Annotated in this window: 12 protein-coding genes; 6 read left to right on the plus strand and 6 right to left on the minus strand. The window is 47.3% G+C overall.

All coding sequences use genetic code 11. The annotated features are described in order from the left end of the window. Positions 1 to 54: 54 nt before the first annotated feature. Genes G7Y37_RS07590 through G7Y37_RS07600 form a run of 3 tightly spaced genes read right to left on the minus strand, consistent with a single transcriptional unit; the run spans position 55 to position 2,977 of the window. Entirely contained in the window at positions 55 to 396 is a 342-nt protein-coding gene (locus G7Y37_RS07590; RefSeq protein WP_241156065.1) for an oxidoreductase, read from the minus strand. A 9-nt stretch (positions 397 to 405) separates the two neighbouring features. After that, on the minus strand, positions 406 to 2,682 hold the full coding sequence (locus G7Y37_RS07595) for a molybdopterin-dependent oxidoreductase (RefSeq protein ID WP_165062869.1): 2,277 nt from the start codon (positions 2,680 to 2,682) through the stop codon (positions 406 to 408). A gap of 46 nt (positions 2,683 to 2,728) precedes the next feature. Then, complete coding sequence (locus G7Y37_RS07600; RefSeq protein WP_165062870.1) at positions 2,729 to 2,977, minus strand: hypothetical protein; 249 nt, start codon at positions 2,975 to 2,977, stop codon at positions 2,729 to 2,731. A gap of 391 nt (positions 2,978 to 3,368) precedes the next feature. On the opposite strand from G7Y37_RS07600, the gene G7Y37_RS07610 reads away from it, so the two are divergent. The 5 genes from G7Y37_RS07610 (at position 3,369) to G7Y37_RS07630 (ending at position 9,727) form a co-directional block, all read left to right on the plus strand. Then, a complete protein-coding gene (locus G7Y37_RS07610) occupies positions 3,369 to 4,814 on the plus strand; it encodes a LuxR family transcriptional regulator (protein WP_206214136.1) in 1,446 nt (481 codons plus the stop codon). Between the two features lie 292 nt (positions 4,815 to 5,106). After that, positions 5,107 to 5,541 (plus strand): 50S ribosomal protein L13, encoded by a 435-nt coding sequence (rplM, locus tag G7Y37_RS07615; RefSeq protein ID WP_165062873.1) that lies wholly within the window; start codon positions 5,107 to 5,109, stop codon positions 5,539 to 5,541. Positions 5,542 to 5,544: 3 nt separating this feature from the next. Next, positions 5,545 to 5,946 (plus strand): 30S ribosomal protein S9, encoded by a 402-nt coding sequence (rpsI, locus tag G7Y37_RS07620; protein WP_165062874.1) that lies wholly within the window; start codon positions 5,545 to 5,547, stop codon positions 5,944 to 5,946. A gap of 134 nt (positions 5,947 to 6,080) precedes the next feature. Beyond that, complete coding sequence (locus G7Y37_RS07625; protein ID WP_165062875.1) at positions 6,081 to 7,502, plus strand: amidophosphoribosyltransferase; 1,422 nt, start codon at positions 6,081 to 6,083, stop codon at positions 7,500 to 7,502. A gap of 137 nt (positions 7,503 to 7,639) precedes the next feature. Further along, the gene (locus tag G7Y37_RS07630) at positions 7,640 to 9,727 is read left to right on the plus strand and encodes a glutamine synthetase III (RefSeq protein ID WP_165062876.1); all 2,088 of its coding nucleotides are present in this window, start codon (positions 7,640 to 7,642) and stop codon (positions 9,725 to 9,727) included. An 87-nt stretch (positions 9,728 to 9,814) separates the two neighbouring features. Here G7Y37_RS07630 and G7Y37_RS07635 read toward each other — a convergent pair whose 3' ends face one another. Then, positions 9,815 to 12,457 (minus strand): leucine--tRNA ligase, encoded by a 2,643-nt coding sequence (locus G7Y37_RS07635; protein WP_165062877.1) that lies wholly within the window; start codon positions 12,455 to 12,457, stop codon positions 9,815 to 9,817. A 67-nt stretch (positions 12,458 to 12,524) separates the two neighbouring features. Between G7Y37_RS07635 and yihA the strand changes: the two genes are divergently transcribed. After that, positions 12,525 to 13,115, plus strand: a complete 591-nt coding sequence (yihA, locus tag G7Y37_RS07640; protein ID WP_165062878.1) for a ribosome biogenesis GTP-binding protein YihA/YsxC — start codon at positions 12,525 to 12,527, stop codon at positions 13,113 to 13,115. A 16-nt stretch (positions 13,116 to 13,131) separates the two neighbouring features. On the opposite strand, the gene G7Y37_RS09155 is transcribed toward yihA, so the two are convergent. Beyond that, the gene (locus G7Y37_RS09155; RefSeq protein ID WP_206214137.1) at positions 13,132 to 14,754 is read right to left on the minus strand and encodes a hypothetical protein; all 1,623 of its coding nucleotides are present in this window, start codon (positions 14,752 to 14,754) and stop codon (positions 13,132 to 13,134) included. Positions 14,755 to 14,775: 21 nt separating this feature from the next. Beyond that, complete coding sequence (locus G7Y37_RS07650; protein ID WP_165062879.1) at positions 14,776 to 16,302, minus strand: IMP dehydrogenase; 1,527 nt, start codon at positions 16,300 to 16,302, stop codon at positions 14,776 to 14,778. Between the last annotated feature and the right edge of the window lie 50 nt (positions 16,303 to 16,352).

Here is a 16,352-nt window from a genome sequence, read left to right on the forward strand (position 1 = left end):
TCTGTGCCTCTCGGCTTCGACCTAAAGAAGAAGCCGAGAGACGAAATTGTGGGATTAAGGTATGAAGCAGCTGATTTTTCTGTCGCCAGCTTCAAGCATCTTCTCGGAAACCTCTGCAACAGGAATAACGTTTATGACATTGGCAAGGCAATGTAGCTCGCAAAGCGGCTTTTTACCTTCACTTCTCCTGCCCTCACAAAGGTCGCAAAGACGAGATGGTACTGGAACATAATCCCACTCCCATTCACCCTTGAGTTTTTTCGGACCTATCTCCTGCACGGCAATTCCCCACTCCTTAAGGGAGAGTCCGTGCTCTTTCCTGCAGGAAATCTCGCAGGATCGGCAACCAGTGCAGTAGCCGTAATCGATCAGCATTGCGTATTTCTGCATTTCCATCCTCTCTCCCTAGTCATCCAGACTGTCAACTTTGTATATCTTGCAAATGACATTCTTGTACGGGGCACCGTACCCTGTAACTCCAACACTCTCATGTGGAGTAAGGCAGTTTGCGTTGGATTTCCAATTGCCGAACAGGTTGGGTTCTTCGCCATCCTGCTCTGGGAACCACCACGCATGCTCAACATGAACAACACGCGGATCTACAGTTTCGCGCAGTTTCGCCTTCTGAACGCAGCGCCCAACCGGATTCTCTATTGCAACCCAATCGCCATCTTCTATACCGTATTTGGCAGCAGTATCAGGATGCATCGTAACCATAGGCCACGGGTTCATGGCTCTTAGTGACGGAATTTGACGATGCTCTGAATGGAACATAGATATATTGCGTGCACCAGATGTAAGCACTAACGGATACTCGCTTTTTACCTCTTCGCTAATTTCGTCGCTGTACGGACTGAGTTCCGGTTCCTTAAAGTACGGCAGCGCCTCTTCGCCAAACATTGGATAAATGCTAGATTTAAGCTCGATAAGCCCAGTCGGAGTATCAAATCCGGGTTCGCCGTCACCGCGCAAACCGCCTGTTTCATATTTACGATACTCAAAATCTTGCTGATGGATAACTTCCTGCTGAAGCTCATCCCAGCCCCAATCATAAACAGTATGAAGCTGCTCAGTGAAGAAATCCTCAACTGTATCCCAAGGCCACAACTCGGGGCGAAGCTGCTTGCCCATATCAAACATTATCTCGGCATCGCTCTTGGTGTCTTCGGGATCTACGGCTTTGTTCATAGCGCCTACAAAATGCGTATTGCGCCCGAAGTGCGGTAGCACCACTCCATTGTGTTCGGCAAACGTAGACAGGGGCAGAACTACATCACACAAAGCCATGATAGAAGCGTTCATGAATATGTCATTCGACACATGGAAGTCCACTTTCATAAGAGCATCATGCCAGCGTTGAGGAACAGCACCCATGCATGAAAGCGGATTAGTTCCAACCCACCAGCCCATCTTCAGCGGGTACGGAGGATTGTCCATCTCTAGCCAGTTAAGTAGCGAATCTGCCAAAACACCGGGCATTGCTCCGCCCGAGTTGTAGCACGAATACTTACCATCAAGGTCAACAATACGCTTGTTGCGAATTTCCTCAGGCAAAGTAAGAATTGACTCGTAGCGCCATTTGCCTATAAAGCTAGTAGGCTTTGCCAAAGTAACGCCACCCGGAATGTCAAAGTAGCCACAAAGAGCAACTATCGCAAGGAAAGTATGCCCAGCCTGAACACCATTACGTAGCGTGTCGATAGCAAGACCCCACATGGCAGAAGACGGCTTACTGGTAGCAAAAGCACGCGCCGCACCAACAAGCGCATCCGGATCTACCCAGCTTACCTCGGCAGTCTTCTCAGGAGTCCACTCTGCAACAGATGCAGCAAACTCATCGAAGCCGTAGCACCACTTCTCTACAAATTCATGGTCATAAAGATCTTCTTTTATGATTACGTTAGCCATACCCATAGCAACTGCAGCATCTGTACCGGGACGAAGCTGCAAATGATACTCCGCACGAGTGGCACACCATGTAACCATTGGGTCTACTACAATGAGTTTAGAACCACGCTTCATTAGGTCGATTATCGCGTGACCGAAGAAACCGTCTCCGCTTGAATAGATCGGGTTCTTTCCCCAAAGCATTATGTACTTCGGAACCTCGTAACGAGGGTCGTCGTAGCGATCAGGAAAGTATGCTGCGTAGTCAAGTTCTGGATAGCCGGCACCAAGCTGATAGTTGGCTATCGTACAACGAGGTCCATAGCAGGAAGTACCACTGAGAACATTAGCGTTGTTCGGGGACATCAATACAGAAGATGTATATGCCGGAGCATAAAGAGTACTCTCGCGACCCGTTCCCGTTATTGTAAAAATGCTTTCTGGACCGTAATTTTCCCAAATATCGCGAACTTTGCTTTCGATAAGGTCGTATGCCTCATCCCAAGTGACCTCTTTCCACTTGTCCTTTCCACGATCTTTAGGATCGCGAACCATCGGATGAGTTATTCTCTTTGGGCTGTACATAACCTCGTCAAGAGCCAAGCATCTCGGGCAAAGACGACCTTGAGTTATCGGGCTGTCAGGGTCGCCCTCAACTTTTACAACCTTGCCGTCTTTCACATGAAGATACATTGCACATCCAACAGGATGGTCCCCCGGCGGCGACCATGCGCAGGTATGTACCTTGTAGGCGCCATCCCCCTCCTCTGTTATCCATTTCTTCTCTTCGCTCATCTCTCTCAACTCCTCTCTTTCTAGCTTCTATCTCATATCGACTGAACTAGTCGGAAGCCGGTCCTCCGGGAACTTTCGGTGCTGCAGGCGCAGAAGGTGCTGCGGGTTTTGCAAAAGGCGCAGCGGGTTTAGCTATATCGGAAAGCGTCTTGTTCTGACTTTCCGCAACGAACGACGCAATATCTGCATTGCAGAACGGACATACCGGAGCAATGTTCCCCATGACAGCAGTAATCTTCTTCCCGCATTCAGGACAATTGATCGATTGTTCCGCCCCGGGTGGTCTAAAACACATCCCTACTCTCCTTTCTTTGTTCTTATGAAAATAGACACGAAAGCAGCAACACTATGCAGCTGCTGAAACGAAGTGTAGGGAAGGACAAATCGTCATATAACTACATGACGCATGTGGAATCTGATTATTTGACCCTATATGACCAGCCACATAAATTATGTGGTGGCAAAATGCACGCAGAAAACACCCTACATATTTTATGTGGAATCAAAAACGCGCAGGTAACAAGTGTTTTTTGAAAGACAGCTTGGGTGGAAATTTTCTTTTTGAGATGCTATTTTTGAAGTGCCTTTTATTATTATAGCTACGTAAATTCACCCCTAATTTCCAATGCTGATCAAAATTGCAACCGCTGTTTATAAGGCTCAATCTCAAAGTAGAGGGAATAAAGATGAAAGAGTTCCTCAACAACATTGCAGACAAGGCGCTAGTCCCTCTTGGCTTTGCATTTCATTTAGTGTTGTTGTTTAACTTCTCTTGGCCCGGCAACTTAGATGTCTTAGAGTTCAGTAGTAACTATACTTTTATATATGCGCGATACGAATTGACGCAATATATCGCTGTCGGAATAACTTTCTTACTTTGGTCTATAAACGCTTGGTTAAGACCCGTACCAAAGAAACTGATTTTCTCAATCTCTATTTCTACGGTGACAATTACAGGATTTGTATTTCTTAATGCAGCTTTATTTCTTGATAAGCCAGAAGCCCTCTCTGTTCTAGCAGGAATATTTCTTGGCACAGGACTATCAAGCGGAGTTATGACATGGATGCGTGTATTTTCCACGCGCGACTTCTATTATTCCAGCACCCGTATAGTATTCGCATTGGGTCTAGCAGCGATATTAGACACAATCCTCCAAATTCTCCCTGATGTGTGGAATTGGTGGTTGCTGATGGCTATGGCTGTAATCTCATGTTTAAGCGGACCTTTCTGCATTAATGCACAAGACTATTCGGGTCCAGCTTTTAATCACAAACCAGCTGACAACAAAAGCCGATATCTAAAACAGGCTAAAAATCTGTGGCGACCTTGCTTGTATGCAGCGGCAACAGCATTTATATGGGGACTATTGAGAGTATACATGGTCCATAGCGAATATTCCCCGCAAAGCAACTTCTGTCTTGATTTAGGACTTGCTTTTGCAACCATTACTCTTGCTTTTTTGTGGATATTCTTTAACAACAAATACGGTTTCCTTAGGGCCTTCAAAACACTACTTCCTGTTTTGGTAGCCTCACTTGCAGGAGTCTTTCTCGTAGGAAAAGCCGCACTACCAATTACTTTTACCTTCTTTTCCTACGGAATTGGTCTTGCATGGCTCTTGATGTTTCTAATATGCGCACGTGATGCACAAAACAAAGAAGCTCACCCTTTCGTTATTTGGGGAGTGTTTGCCTCTATTTATTCGGTTTCTTCATCTTTGCTAGGGTACACAATCGGATATGAAACGTTAATTGCATGTTCTGACTATTTCGCCATCCCTCAAAATTTATTAATATCAGCTCTTTGTCTGCTTGTCCTTTTCGCCATACTTTATATAGACAATCTAAAAAGTCATTCATACGCTCTCAAGAAGCACAAGATAAATACTCAAAAGTTTTTGGATGACATACTTTCCGAAAAATGCGACAAAAAAGCTAAAGAGCGCGGATTAACACCGCGCGAACGGGACGTTATGGGATTACTCGTAAAAGGGCGAGACGTGTACCACATAAGTGAAGATTTGTTTATATCGGTAAATACCGTACAGTTTCATTGCAAAAACATCTACAAGAAAATGAAAGTTCATAGCAAGCAAGAGCTAATCGAAGCAGTAAATGAATGTAAACTTTGAAGCGAAGATACAGAGGTATGAGTTGCCTGTTCCCTGTTCGGGCGGTATTTTCGCTACATTTTCGTTGACATAGTGCGCTCTTTAATTTATCTTTTATAAGTTGCTTTCAAAAGCCCCGTAAAAGCAGCATTCCGCTTACGGTAGCGCGGGTGTCCAGACCCAAACACCGCACCGGCTTAGGAAACCGGTCAAGCGAAAGCGCTGCACTTTTGAAACTGCACACTCTGCCAAGTGGTCCCGCGTATGCGGGTGCTTCAACCACAAAGCGGACAAAAAAGTAAGGAATTGTTTGATGAAAACGTATCACGCAAAGCCCGGCGAGGTTGAGCGCGAGTGGGTGCTAATTGACGCTGAGAATCAAGTTCTCGGTCGCGTAGCATCGCTGGCTGCCAACATTTTGCGCGGCAAGACGAAACCGCAATACACGCCCCATGTTGACGTGGGAGATTTTGTGGTAATCGTCAATGCGGACAAAATCCGCGTAACCGGCAACAAGGTGAACAACAAAGAATACTTCCGCCACACCGGTCATCCGGGCGGTCTGAAGTCTGAAACGTTTGCCGAGGCCATGGAGAGGCATCCCGAACGTGTTATTCAACACGCAGTAAAGGGCATGCTTCCAAAAACAACTCTTGGTCGCGCTCAGGGCAAGAAGTTGAAGGTATATGCCGGTCCTGATCATCCGCACGCAGCGCAAAACCCGCGCAAGATCGAAATGGAGGGTTAAATCATGGCAGAAGCTAAGAATGAGGCCCTTTACTATGGCACCGGTCGTCGCAAGAATGCTATCGCACGCGTTCGCCTAGTTCCCGGCACCGGCAAAGTTACCGTGAATGGTCGCGACGGCAACGAATATTTCGCACGCGAAGGTTTGCTAGCCTACGCTACCACCCCATTCAAGGTTACTGATACGCAGGGTCATTTTGACGTAATTGCTCGCATAAACGGTGGTGGAATCAGCGGTCAAGCAGGTGCTTTGCGCTTGGGCATTAGCCGCGCACTACTTGATGCTGGCGATTATCGCGCCGAACTGAAAAAAGCAGGCTTTTTAACTCGCGATCCACGTATGGTGGAACGCAAGAAATACGGTCTGAAAAAGGCTCGCAAGCGCCCGCAGTTCAGCAAGCGCTAAAGTTGCAAACAACATTTGCAAAAAGCCTCGGCATATGTCGGGGCTTTTTTCTTATATAAAGCATAAACCCATGTATACTTTCACTTGCAGCCGTTGTAAACACGCTGCAAATGTATGTTAATAGAGGAGTTCTCATGGGCGGCTTTTTCGGCGCGGTTTCGAACCGCGATGTTGTACTGGATGTATTTTTCGGCGTTGACTATCATTCTCACCTCGGCACAAGACGCGCAGGCATGATCTTCGTAAATGGCGAAGGCTTCCAAAAAGAAATTCACTCAATAGAAAACACACCATTTCGCACGCGCTTCGAAGACGACCTGCCAAGCTTTAGCGGCACCAGTGGAATAGGCTGCATAAGCGACACCGACCCACAACCGCTACTCGTGCGTTCGCATTTAGGCACATTCGCGCTAACAACCGTCGGAATAATTAACAATGCCGAAGCGCTGGTTGACGAATTCTTCAAAAACGGAGAAAAGCAATTCATGGCTATGAGTTCGGGGAAGGTAAATTCCACCGAATTGGTGGCAGCGCTTATCAACCAGAAAGACAATTTTGTATCGGGAATAAAGTATGCCCAACAAAAAGTAGAAGGCTCGCTTACCCTGCTTATAATGACCCAAGAAGGCGAAATAATAGCTGCACGCGATGCCGTAGGTCGCCTGCCAGTATTAATCGGACGCAACGATGAAGGCTATTGCGTATCGTTTGAATCGTTTGCTTATCACAAACTTGGCTACATAGATTCGTATGAATTGGGACCAAGTGAAATAGTCCGCGTTACAACCAACGGTTTTGAAACGCTAGCTCCCGCGGGCGACCGCATGAAAATATGCGCTTTTCTGTGGGTGTATTACGGCTACCCGAATTCTAACTACGAAGGCGTAAACGTAGAAGTTATGCGTTATCGCAACGGCACAATAATGGCGCGCGACGAAGCAGCAGCCGGCGGAGTGCCCAAAGTTGACTACGTTGCTGGCGTACCCGATTCCGGTGTGCCGCATGCTATTGGGTTTGCACACGAATGCGGTGGCACTTTCGCTCGTCCGTTCATAAAATACACCCCAACATGGGCGCGCTCGTTTATGCCAACCAATCAAGAAGTGCGCAATCGCGTAGCCAAAATGAAGCAAATTCATATACCCGAATTAATTGCAGACAAAAAACTTCTCTTTGTTGACGATTCTATTGTGCGCGGCACACAGCTGCGCGAAACTGTAGATTTCCTCTACAAATGCGGCGCGAAAGAAGTGCATATGCGAAGCGCTTGTCCGCCAATAATGTTTAGCTGCAAATATCTAAGTTTTTCAAGCAGCAAATCTGAGATGGATTTAATAGCCCGTCGTGTAGTTCACGAACTGGAAGGCGACGAGGGTGCAAAACATCTAGACGAATATGCCGACAGCTCCACAAAGCGCGGAAAATGCATGCTGAAAACAATTTGCGATCAGCTGGGCTTCGATTCGCTAGGCTATCAGTCTCTTCCGGGCATGCTGGAAGCCATTGGCATAGATCCAGCCCAAATTTGCACCTATTGCTGGACTGGCGAAGAATAGGAGAGGTTTAACCCCAACGCATTCTAACTGTTAGATTAACCATAGCTTATACAGCCTGAAAACTTTTCGAAACATTGGATGTCTAACGTAGAATGTACACAGGCGCAAAACTACGCGTTCATCTGAAGGAGCAGCTAATGTCGAAGGTTCAAGATATTTATGGCACTATGGTGTTCGACGAACACACAATGCACGAGCGGCTACCATCCGCAACCTATAAGCAACTAATGCGTACAATAAAAGAGGGCGAACCGCTTAATCTGGAAGTTGCAAATGTGGTGGCGCACGCCATGAAAGAATGGGCAATTGAGCTGGGCGCCACACACTACACGCATTGGTTCCAACCGCTTTCGGGCATTACGTCTGAAAAACACGACAGCTTCATCGATCCGATAAGCGATGGGCACGCCATAATGAGCTTCAGCGGCAAAGAGCTTATCCAAGGCGAGCCGGACGCATCGTCGTTTCCATCCGGCGGTTTGCGCGCCACTTTTGAAGCGCGCGGTTATACTGCGTGGGATCCAACATCGTTTGCGTTCATTAAAGATGAGGTGCTGTGCATTCCGACCGCATTTTGCAGCTATAACGGCGAAGCGCTAGACAAGAAAACGCCGCTTCTACGCAGCATGCAGGCTATAGAAGAACAAGCGAATCGCGTGTTGGCGCTGTTTGGAGAAGACCATCAGCGCGTTGTGCCCACCGTCGGCGCAGAGCAAGAATACTTCCTCATTAGCGAGAAAGACTACGAAAAGCGTCTTGACCTTATGCTTACCGGGCGCACGCTATTCGGCTATTCGCCGTGCAAAGGGCAAGAGCTTGAGGAACACTATTTCGGAGCTATACGTCCCAGCGTAAACAGCTTTATGAAAGAACTTGACGACGAGTTGTGGAAGCTGGGTGTACCGGCAAAAACAAAACACAACGAAGTTGCGCCGTGCCAACACGAATTGGCACCGCTGTTTGCAAACGCAAATCGAGCCATCGACCAAAACCTGTTAACTATGGAAAAGATGCGTTTGCTAGCTAGCCATTACGGTTTGGTGTGCCTAGAACACGAAAAGCCTTTTGAACACATAAACGGCAGCGGCAAACATAACAATTGGTCTATTAGTGCAGGCGGGAAAAACCTGCTAGATCCGGGCGACAATCCTATAAGCAACCTGCGTTTCTTGGTATTCTTGGCTGGCGTAATTCAAGCAGTTGATGACTACCAAGAACTGCTGCGCATGTCGGCAGCAAGCGCTGGTAACGACCATCGCCTAGGCGCAAATGAAGCGCCACCAGCCATTGTTAGTATGTTCCTTGGAGACGAGCTAGACCGCGTGGTAAACGCGCTAATAGCCGATGAAGACTACACCTCTGGCGCGCGCGCCGAAATGGATCTCGGTGTGGCAGAATTGCCTAATTTCTTGAAGGACAACACCGACCGCAATCGTACAAGCCCATTCGCCTTCACAGGCAATAAGTTCGAATTCCGCATGCCGGGCAGCGAACAAAATCTTTCCGACTGTAACATAATTTTGAACACGGCTATGGCAAAAAGCTTGAAAGAGTTTGCCGATGAAATGGAAGACCACAAGCAAGACTTCCACGATGCTGCACTAGATTATGTGAAGCGCACCCTGCGCGATCATCAGCGCATAATCTTTAATGGCGACGGCTATTCCGACGAATGGCCCGCCGAAGCCGAGCGCCGCGGTCTTGCCAACCATAAGACTACCGCCGATGCGCTGCCATGCTACATCAGCCAAAAGTCGATAGATTTATTTGGTGAATTCAATGTGCTCAGCGAAGCCGAAGTTCATAGTCGCTACGAGGTTAAGCTAGAAAAATACAACAAGACTATAAATATCGAAGTGCGCACTATGAAGCGCTTGGTTCGCCGCGTATACCTACCGGCAATTAATCAGTTTGCAGCAGAGGTTGCCAAGCACATTACACAGATAAAAACTGCTCTTCCCGACGCTAATCAGAAATACCAAGAAGCAAAGCTAAGAACGCTGTTAGAAGGCGCCGATATAATTAACGAGCACCTACACAAATTACACGAACTGCATTGCGCTTCTCTCGAAATAGAAGATCAGCAAGAACGCGCAAACATGAATGCGCATGAAATAATTCCTGTTATGGAAGATTTGCGAGATGCGGTCGATTCGATGGAAATAATTGTAGACCACAACTTATGGCCAGTACCTACATATAACGACATTCTGTTCTACGCATAAATTTCGACAATTCGGCAACGCAGCAATTACTAAAGAAGCCCCTGCAATAGGGGCTTCTTGCTTTACTAAGAAAGATTGGGGCGTTTGCTACTTAGCCACTATGTTCACCAAGCGTCCGGGTACATAAATTTGCTTCACAATAGTTTTACCATCCAACAATTCTGCTATCGCATCTTTTGCAGCAGCTATTGCAACATCCTCTTCAGCATCAGTTGATACCATTATGCGTGCCTTCACCTTGCCAGATAGCTGCACGGCTATTTCCACTTCATCAGCTTTTGCTAATTCTGGATCAAATTCAGGCCACGGCTGTTCATGTACCGAATCAGAATGCCCAAGTGCTGTTTGCCACAGTTCTTCAGAGAAATGCGGCGCAATAGGTGCTAAAAGTTTTACCAGCGTTTCAGCCACATCACGACACAGCGGACCACCCGTTGCGCAATTCATACGATGCTCAGCCGGACGCAACCGCAAAAACGCAGCCGTTGCATTTGCTAATTCCATAATTGCCGCAAGAGCCGTATTGAAATTGTTGCGATCGATATCTTCAGTAACTTTGCCCACCACTCTATGGCGTTCACGTTTCATAGCCATAGCGTAAGTATGCGCTTGGGAAGCATCTACATCCGGATTGAAAAGCGTATCATCGCCTGCTTGCCCCACTAAGTCATTCACAATGCGCCATACACGATTCAAAAACTTTAACATGCTTGGAACCACATCGTCGTTCCAGAGTTTCTCTTTGTCAGGCGGTCCCATGAACAACATTGCGGCACGCACCGCATCAGCGCCATACTTGGCTATCATTTCTTCCGGACTTACAACATTGCCCTTCGACTTGCTCATAACTTCGCCATTGGCATCTAGCACCATTCCCTGACAAAGCAAGTTTGTAAACGGTTCATCAAAATTCAACATACCCGCATCTCGCAGCACTTTTGTGAAGAAACGGCTGTATAACAGATGCAGAATGGCATGCTCTATACCACCGATGTATTGGTCTACCGGCATCCATTCGTTCACACGATCGCTAAGGAACGGCATATTCTCGTTATGCGGATCGCAGTAGCGCATGTAATACCAGCTACTACATGTAAACGTGTCCATCGTGTCCGTCTCGCGCTTAGCGGGCTCACCACAAACAGGGCATGTAGTGTTCACAAACCCAGCGTGCGTGGCTAGCGTTTCTCCAGCAGCTAAATCAATATCTTCAGGAAGCCGAACTGGCAAATCTTCTTCCGGAACTGGCACCACACCACACTTAGGACAATGAATTGCTGGAATCGGATTGCCCCAATAGCGCTGGCGGCTTATCAACCAATCACGTAGACGATACTCAGTAGTACGTTTGCCCTTACCAGCATCTTCCAGCGCTTTTACTATAGCGGCTTCGCCTTCGGAATGCTTGCCGCCCACCATGCCAGTATACGGACCGCTTTGCACCAAAATGCCTTCTGCTGCATATGCTGCATCCCAATCTACGCTGGTAACAGCACGATTTTGCTCATCTTTAAGCTGCTCATACAGAGGATCGTCTTTATCCAAAATGATTGGAATTATTGGCAAATTGTACTTGCGGGCAAATTCGAAGTCGCGCTGGTCGCCGCAAGGCACAGCCATAACAGCGCCTGTGCCGTAATCGGCTACTACATAATCGGCTACCCACACAGGCACCTGTTCACCATTTACAGGGTTAATAACATAACGACCAGTAAAAATGCCGTGCTTTTCGCGATCGCCCTGAGCGCGCTCTACCGCACTTACCTTTTTGGCTTCTTCCGCGAAAGCTAGCACTTCTGCTTCCTGTGCAGTACCAGCCACCAAAGCAGCCAGCCCTTCATATTCCGGACCAACTACAAAGAAACTGCACCCAAACAATGTGTCAGCCCTAGTAGTAAATACTGTAATTACATCTTCTTGCCTTGCGCATTCACAATTTTCATTTGAAGACGCGAAAGACGCGCAATGTGAAGGCTGCGCAGCTTCTGAATGTAATGTTCCCTCCGCCTCTTCGCCAAGCGGCACTAAAACAAAGTCAACATTTGCGCCTTCGCTTTTCCCTATCCAGTTAGCTTGCTGCTGCTTTACGTTTTCAGGCCAGCCGGTAAGCTGGTCTAAGTCTTTAAGCAGCTCTTCTGCGTAGTCGGTTATTTTGTAGTACCACTGTGTAAGATCGCGCTTCTGCACCTCTGAATCGCAGCGCCAACAACGCCCATCAATTACCTGCTCGTTCGCGAGCACAGTACCGCAACCATCGCACCAATTCACAGCAGAATTGCGTCGCTCCACCAACCCGCGCTTCCAAAACTCTAAGAATATCCACTGTCCCCAGCGATAATATTCCGGATCGCACGCCACAACCGTTCTATCCCAATCGTAGCTAAAACCCATGCGCTTAAACGAATCGCGCTGTGTATCTATGTTGCTATACGTCCACTTTGCCGGATGCGAATGATGCTTTATAGCAGCGTTCTCCGCTGGCAATCCGAACGCATCCCATCCCATAGGATGCAATACGTTAAAACCTTTCATGCGCGAATAGCGTGCAACTACATCGCCATACGTGTAATTGCTTACGTGCCCCATATGAATGTCTCCCGAAGGATAGGGAAACATTTCTAACACGTACTTGCGCGGTTTGTCTGACTGTTCATTTACGGAGTAAAGACCGTTTTCTTGCCACTGTAATTGCAAACGTGGCTCTATTTCATGTGGATCATATGCTTTCATGTAATTCCTTAGCTTGTGTAGAATATGCAGAGAACATTATAGCCATGCAGCCACCGTCAGGAGCATCATGAACTACCATAACGCAAGCTTCAAAGCGGCTTACGGCACATCTAGCCAACTTCCGCCCAGTCAAGGACCCGAAGTATCGTTTGCCGGACGCTCAAATGTTGGAAAATCTTCGCTGTTAAACAGGCTGATGTTTCGCAAAGGACTAGCAAAGGTATCACAAACTCCCGGCAAAACAGCAACGGTGAATTTTTACAACGTAGACGGATTTGATTTTGTAGATTTACCCGGATACGGATATGCGCGGCGTTCCAAACAAGAATTAAAGCGTTGGTCAGAACTTATTGAGGGATACTTTAATCAAGATCGCCAATTTGCGCTCGTAGTCAGCCTAATAGACATTCGACACGACCCAAGCGCACTAGACCATAATATGGTGGAATTTCTGAAGGAAGCTGAACTGCCTTTTGCAATAGCGCTTACAAAAGCCGACAAACTAAGCAAGCAAAAAGCGCTGCAACAGCGCGCCAAAATAACAAAACTGCTTAATCTGCCGAAAGGTATTCCTGTAGTGCTTACATCTTCAGAGAAGGGCACCGGCGCAGACGAACTGCGTAAGCTAATAAGCAGCTATGTCGAAACGGAAAACTAGTAAACCCGCTAGACTATTATTTCTTGCGTCCACGCATAAGCAGCAAGCATACAATTGCTACTATTGCAGCTACAACACCAATTACGGCTAACACAGCCACGCTTCCTGCAAGCAAATCTTGCGTGATGGCTATAGACGAACCTTGTTGAACCACAGTTGTTACCGACGGAGTGTTGCGCTTGTCTTCGGATAATTGTTGCGGTCTTTTTATTTCGCGCTGGGTATCTGTATCAGATTTACTAGAGCTACCATTACTGATACCATTTTGAGATTCTGCCAATGGGCGCTGCGCCGATCTGTCTACAATTCCAACAGCATTGTTGTCTGAAGTCTGAATAGATTGTTTTGGTTTACGCGGCGCTATTTTACCTGTAATAACTAAATCAGGTTCGCGCGCTGATAATTTAGCTGTGTCGTCAGCAGAATTCGCGGGGTCGCCGCCTAATAACGCTGAAGTATTGCCTGCTCGCACGGCAGAGTTGCTCAGATGCATAGACACACCACGCGCTTCTACAACAGCAACTTCTTCAGCCTTCTCTTCGGCTGTAAGAAAAACGGGACATTCAAAGCTACCTTCAGCAGTTTCAGTAGGCATTGTTATTTTCGGTTCGCCCACTTCATAAGCAACATCCTCAGGAAGATTCATCAGCGCAAGTTTCGCAATAACCCAATTTTGTACTGATACCTTCATAGAGGCTTCCGCTGCAGCCCCATCATCAAAAGAGATATTATCGAATTCGTCGGCATCCATTGTCCAAGCAGCCTCATCTTCACTTACCTGCTCGGCTATGGTTTGGCGAATCTCATTTGCGACCTCTTCCACTTTTGCGCTTTGAGTGTTCTGGTCGGCGTTAGTGTTTCCGGGTTTGTCCGAATCGTCTGGGTTAGTGGGTTCATCAGATTTATCCGGATTATCCGAATCGTCTGGGTTATCCGGATTGACAGGATCGGGATTTACAGGTTCATCCGGGTTAGGCGTAGGTTTCGGGTTGGGATTATCCGGTTCAGGAGTGGGTGTAGGGTCAGGATCGTCCGGCTCAGGTTCCGGTTCAGGATCAGGCTCAGGTTCCGGTTCAGGCTCCGGCGTAGGTACAGGGCTAGGTTGCGGGTCGTCACCAAAATCAGGATCCTCCGGATTAATTGGAGGGGTTGGATTATCCGCAACATATGGCACAGCTTCTATAGTGCCACTAATTGGAACTCGTCTCGCAAAGAAAATATCAAACCAACCGCGATGAACGTACACATCAGCACTAAACGACCCTGCAACACCTGCCGGATTCTCGGGAGTACCATTTGTCGGCATAGTGTAAGAAACTGACGATTCATCTATGCGTATACGCACTTTTGAAAACTCAGAAGTGGTCAGCTCAGATTCCAGCCAACTCCAAAAAGTAACATCATCTGTTACTTTGCCATGCTCTGCCTTCCAGACTTTGGTCTTTAGGATATATTCAGCTTCGTCAATTACATCAAAGTAACCAAACAAGCTACCGTTTTCATCATGCGTTATATATACTTCTTCAGTCTCGGAAGGCTGCGAAACATTGGCAAAAGCACTAGCTGGCACGAGCGAAAGCGCAAGAGTAGATGCCGTGAAAACAGCTACCAACTTATTCAGTTTAGTTAGTCCCGCCAATACAACCCCGCTATTTACACCTTAATGCAATGTTGCATTACTGGCATAAGTGTTCTTATCTCGCAGCATAACATCATGTGCGCCGCCTTCAACTATAGAAGTTGCGCTAACCACAGTCAGTTTTGCTTTTTCTTGCAACTCTTGTATGGTAAGCGCGCCGCAGTTGCACATGGTGCTTTTTACCTTAGAAAGCGTCAAATTAACATTATCTTTCAATGAACCCGCATAAGGCACATAGCTATCGACACCTTCTTCAAACGACATACCCTTCTTATTGCCGCCCAAATCATAACGCTGCCAATTACGTGCACGGGCGCTACCCTCGCCCCAGTATTCCTTCATGTAGCTGCCGTTTACCATCACTTTATTCGACGGACTTTCATCAAAACGGGCAAAGTAACGACCAAGCATAACGAAATCGGCACCCATAGCAAGCGCTAAGCTAATGTGATGGTCATACACAATGCCACCATCAGAACAAATGGGAATGTAAACTCCTGTTTCGCGGAACCACTCATCGCGCGCCTGCGCCACCTCTATAACAGCAGTAGCTTGACCGCGCCCAATACCTTTTGTTTCGCGCGTAATACAAATACTGCCGCCGCCAATACCTATCTTGATGAAGTCGGCACCGCATTCAGCCAAGAAGCGGAAACCATCGCGATCGACCACATTGCCAGCACCCACCTTCACGCTGTCACCATAGTGTTCGCGAATCCATTGGATTGTGAATTTCTGCCAATCGGAATAGCCCTCCGATGAATCAATGCACAACACATCAACGCCAGCATCAACTAAAGCTGGCACACGATCGGCATAGTCGCGCGTGTTTATGCCAGCGCCCACCATGTAGCGTTTGTGATCATCAAGCATTTCATCAGGATTGCTTTTATGAGAATCGTAGTCTTTGCGGAAAACCAGCGCCACCAAATTGTCAGAGGCATCAACGATAGGCAAGCAGTTCAGCTTATTGTCCCAAATAATATCGTTCGCATCTTTTAGTGAAGTCTCAACGGGGGCAACTACAAGCTGGTCGCGCGGCGTCATAAAATCGACCACTTTATCGGTTGAATTCATACGACTTACGCGATAATCGCGGCTAGTTACAATTCCCAGCAACTTGCCGTGAGGTTTGCCTGCCTCTGTTACAGGCATAGTAGAAAAGCCATGCTCTTCTTTCAGACGCACCACGTCCGCCAAAGTCATATCGGGCGAAAGATTTACATCGCTTTCCACAAAACCAGCTTTGTAATCTTTAACGCGACGAACCATTGCCGCTTCGTTTTCTATACTTTGCGAACCATATATGAATGAAAGCCCACCCTCGGTAGCTAGCGCAACAGCCATACGATCGTCAGAAACCGACTGCATAATGGCAGATATCATAGGAATGCTTAGGCTTATAGGGCAGTCTTCCTGACCTTTCCGATATTTCACAAGAGGAGTCTTTAATGACACATCGGACGGTATGCAATTGCTGCCAGAATAGCCCGGCACTAACAAGTATTCGTTAAATGTACGCGAAGGTTCGTCGAAATAAAATGCCATTGCGCCCCCTAAGATTAAAACTGAACTTCAATTATTATACGGCGCAATGG

This window comes from Adlercreutzia sp. ZJ154 (assembly GCF_011039055.1).
GTDB lineage: Bacteria > Actinomycetota > Coriobacteriia > Coriobacteriales > Eggerthellaceae > Adlercreutzia_A.

Coding starts and splice junctions, on each gene's coding strand:
- G7Y37_RS07610 (WP_206214136.1), top strand. CDS start 3,369: ATGAAAGAGTTCCTCAACAACATTGCAGACAAGGCGCTAGTCCCTCTT.
- G7Y37_RS07600 (WP_165062870.1), bottom strand. CDS start 2,977: ATGTGTTTTAGACCACCCGGGGCGGAACAATCGATCAATTGTCCTGAA.
- G7Y37_RS07630 (WP_165062876.1), top strand. CDS start 7,640: ATGTCGAAGGTTCAAGATATTTATGGCACTATGGTGTTCGACGAACAC.
- yihA (WP_165062878.1), top strand. CDS start 12,525: ATGAACTACCATAACGCAAGCTTCAAAGCGGCTTACGGCACATCTAGC.
- rplM (WP_165062873.1), top strand. CDS start 5,107: ATGAAAACGTATCACGCAAAGCCCGGCGAGGTTGAGCGCGAGTGGGTG.
- G7Y37_RS07595 (WP_165062869.1), bottom strand. CDS start 2,682: ATGAGCGAAGAGAAGAAATGGATAACAGAGGAGGGGGATGGCGCCTAC.
- G7Y37_RS07625 (WP_165062875.1), top strand. CDS start 6,081: ATGGGCGGCTTTTTCGGCGCGGTTTCGAACCGCGATGTTGTACTGGAT.
- rpsI (WP_165062874.1), top strand. CDS start 5,545: ATGGCAGAAGCTAAGAATGAGGCCCTTTACTATGGCACCGGTCGTCGC.
- G7Y37_RS07590 (WP_241156065.1), bottom strand. CDS start 396: ATGGAAATGCAGAAATACGCAATGCTGATCGATTACGGCTACTGCACT.
- G7Y37_RS07635 (WP_165062877.1), bottom strand. CDS start 12,457: ATGAAAGCATATGATCCACATGAAATAGAGCCACGTTTGCAATTACAG.
- G7Y37_RS07650 (WP_165062879.1), bottom strand. CDS start 16,302: ATGGCATTTTATTTCGACGAACCTTCGCGTACATTTAACGAATACTTG.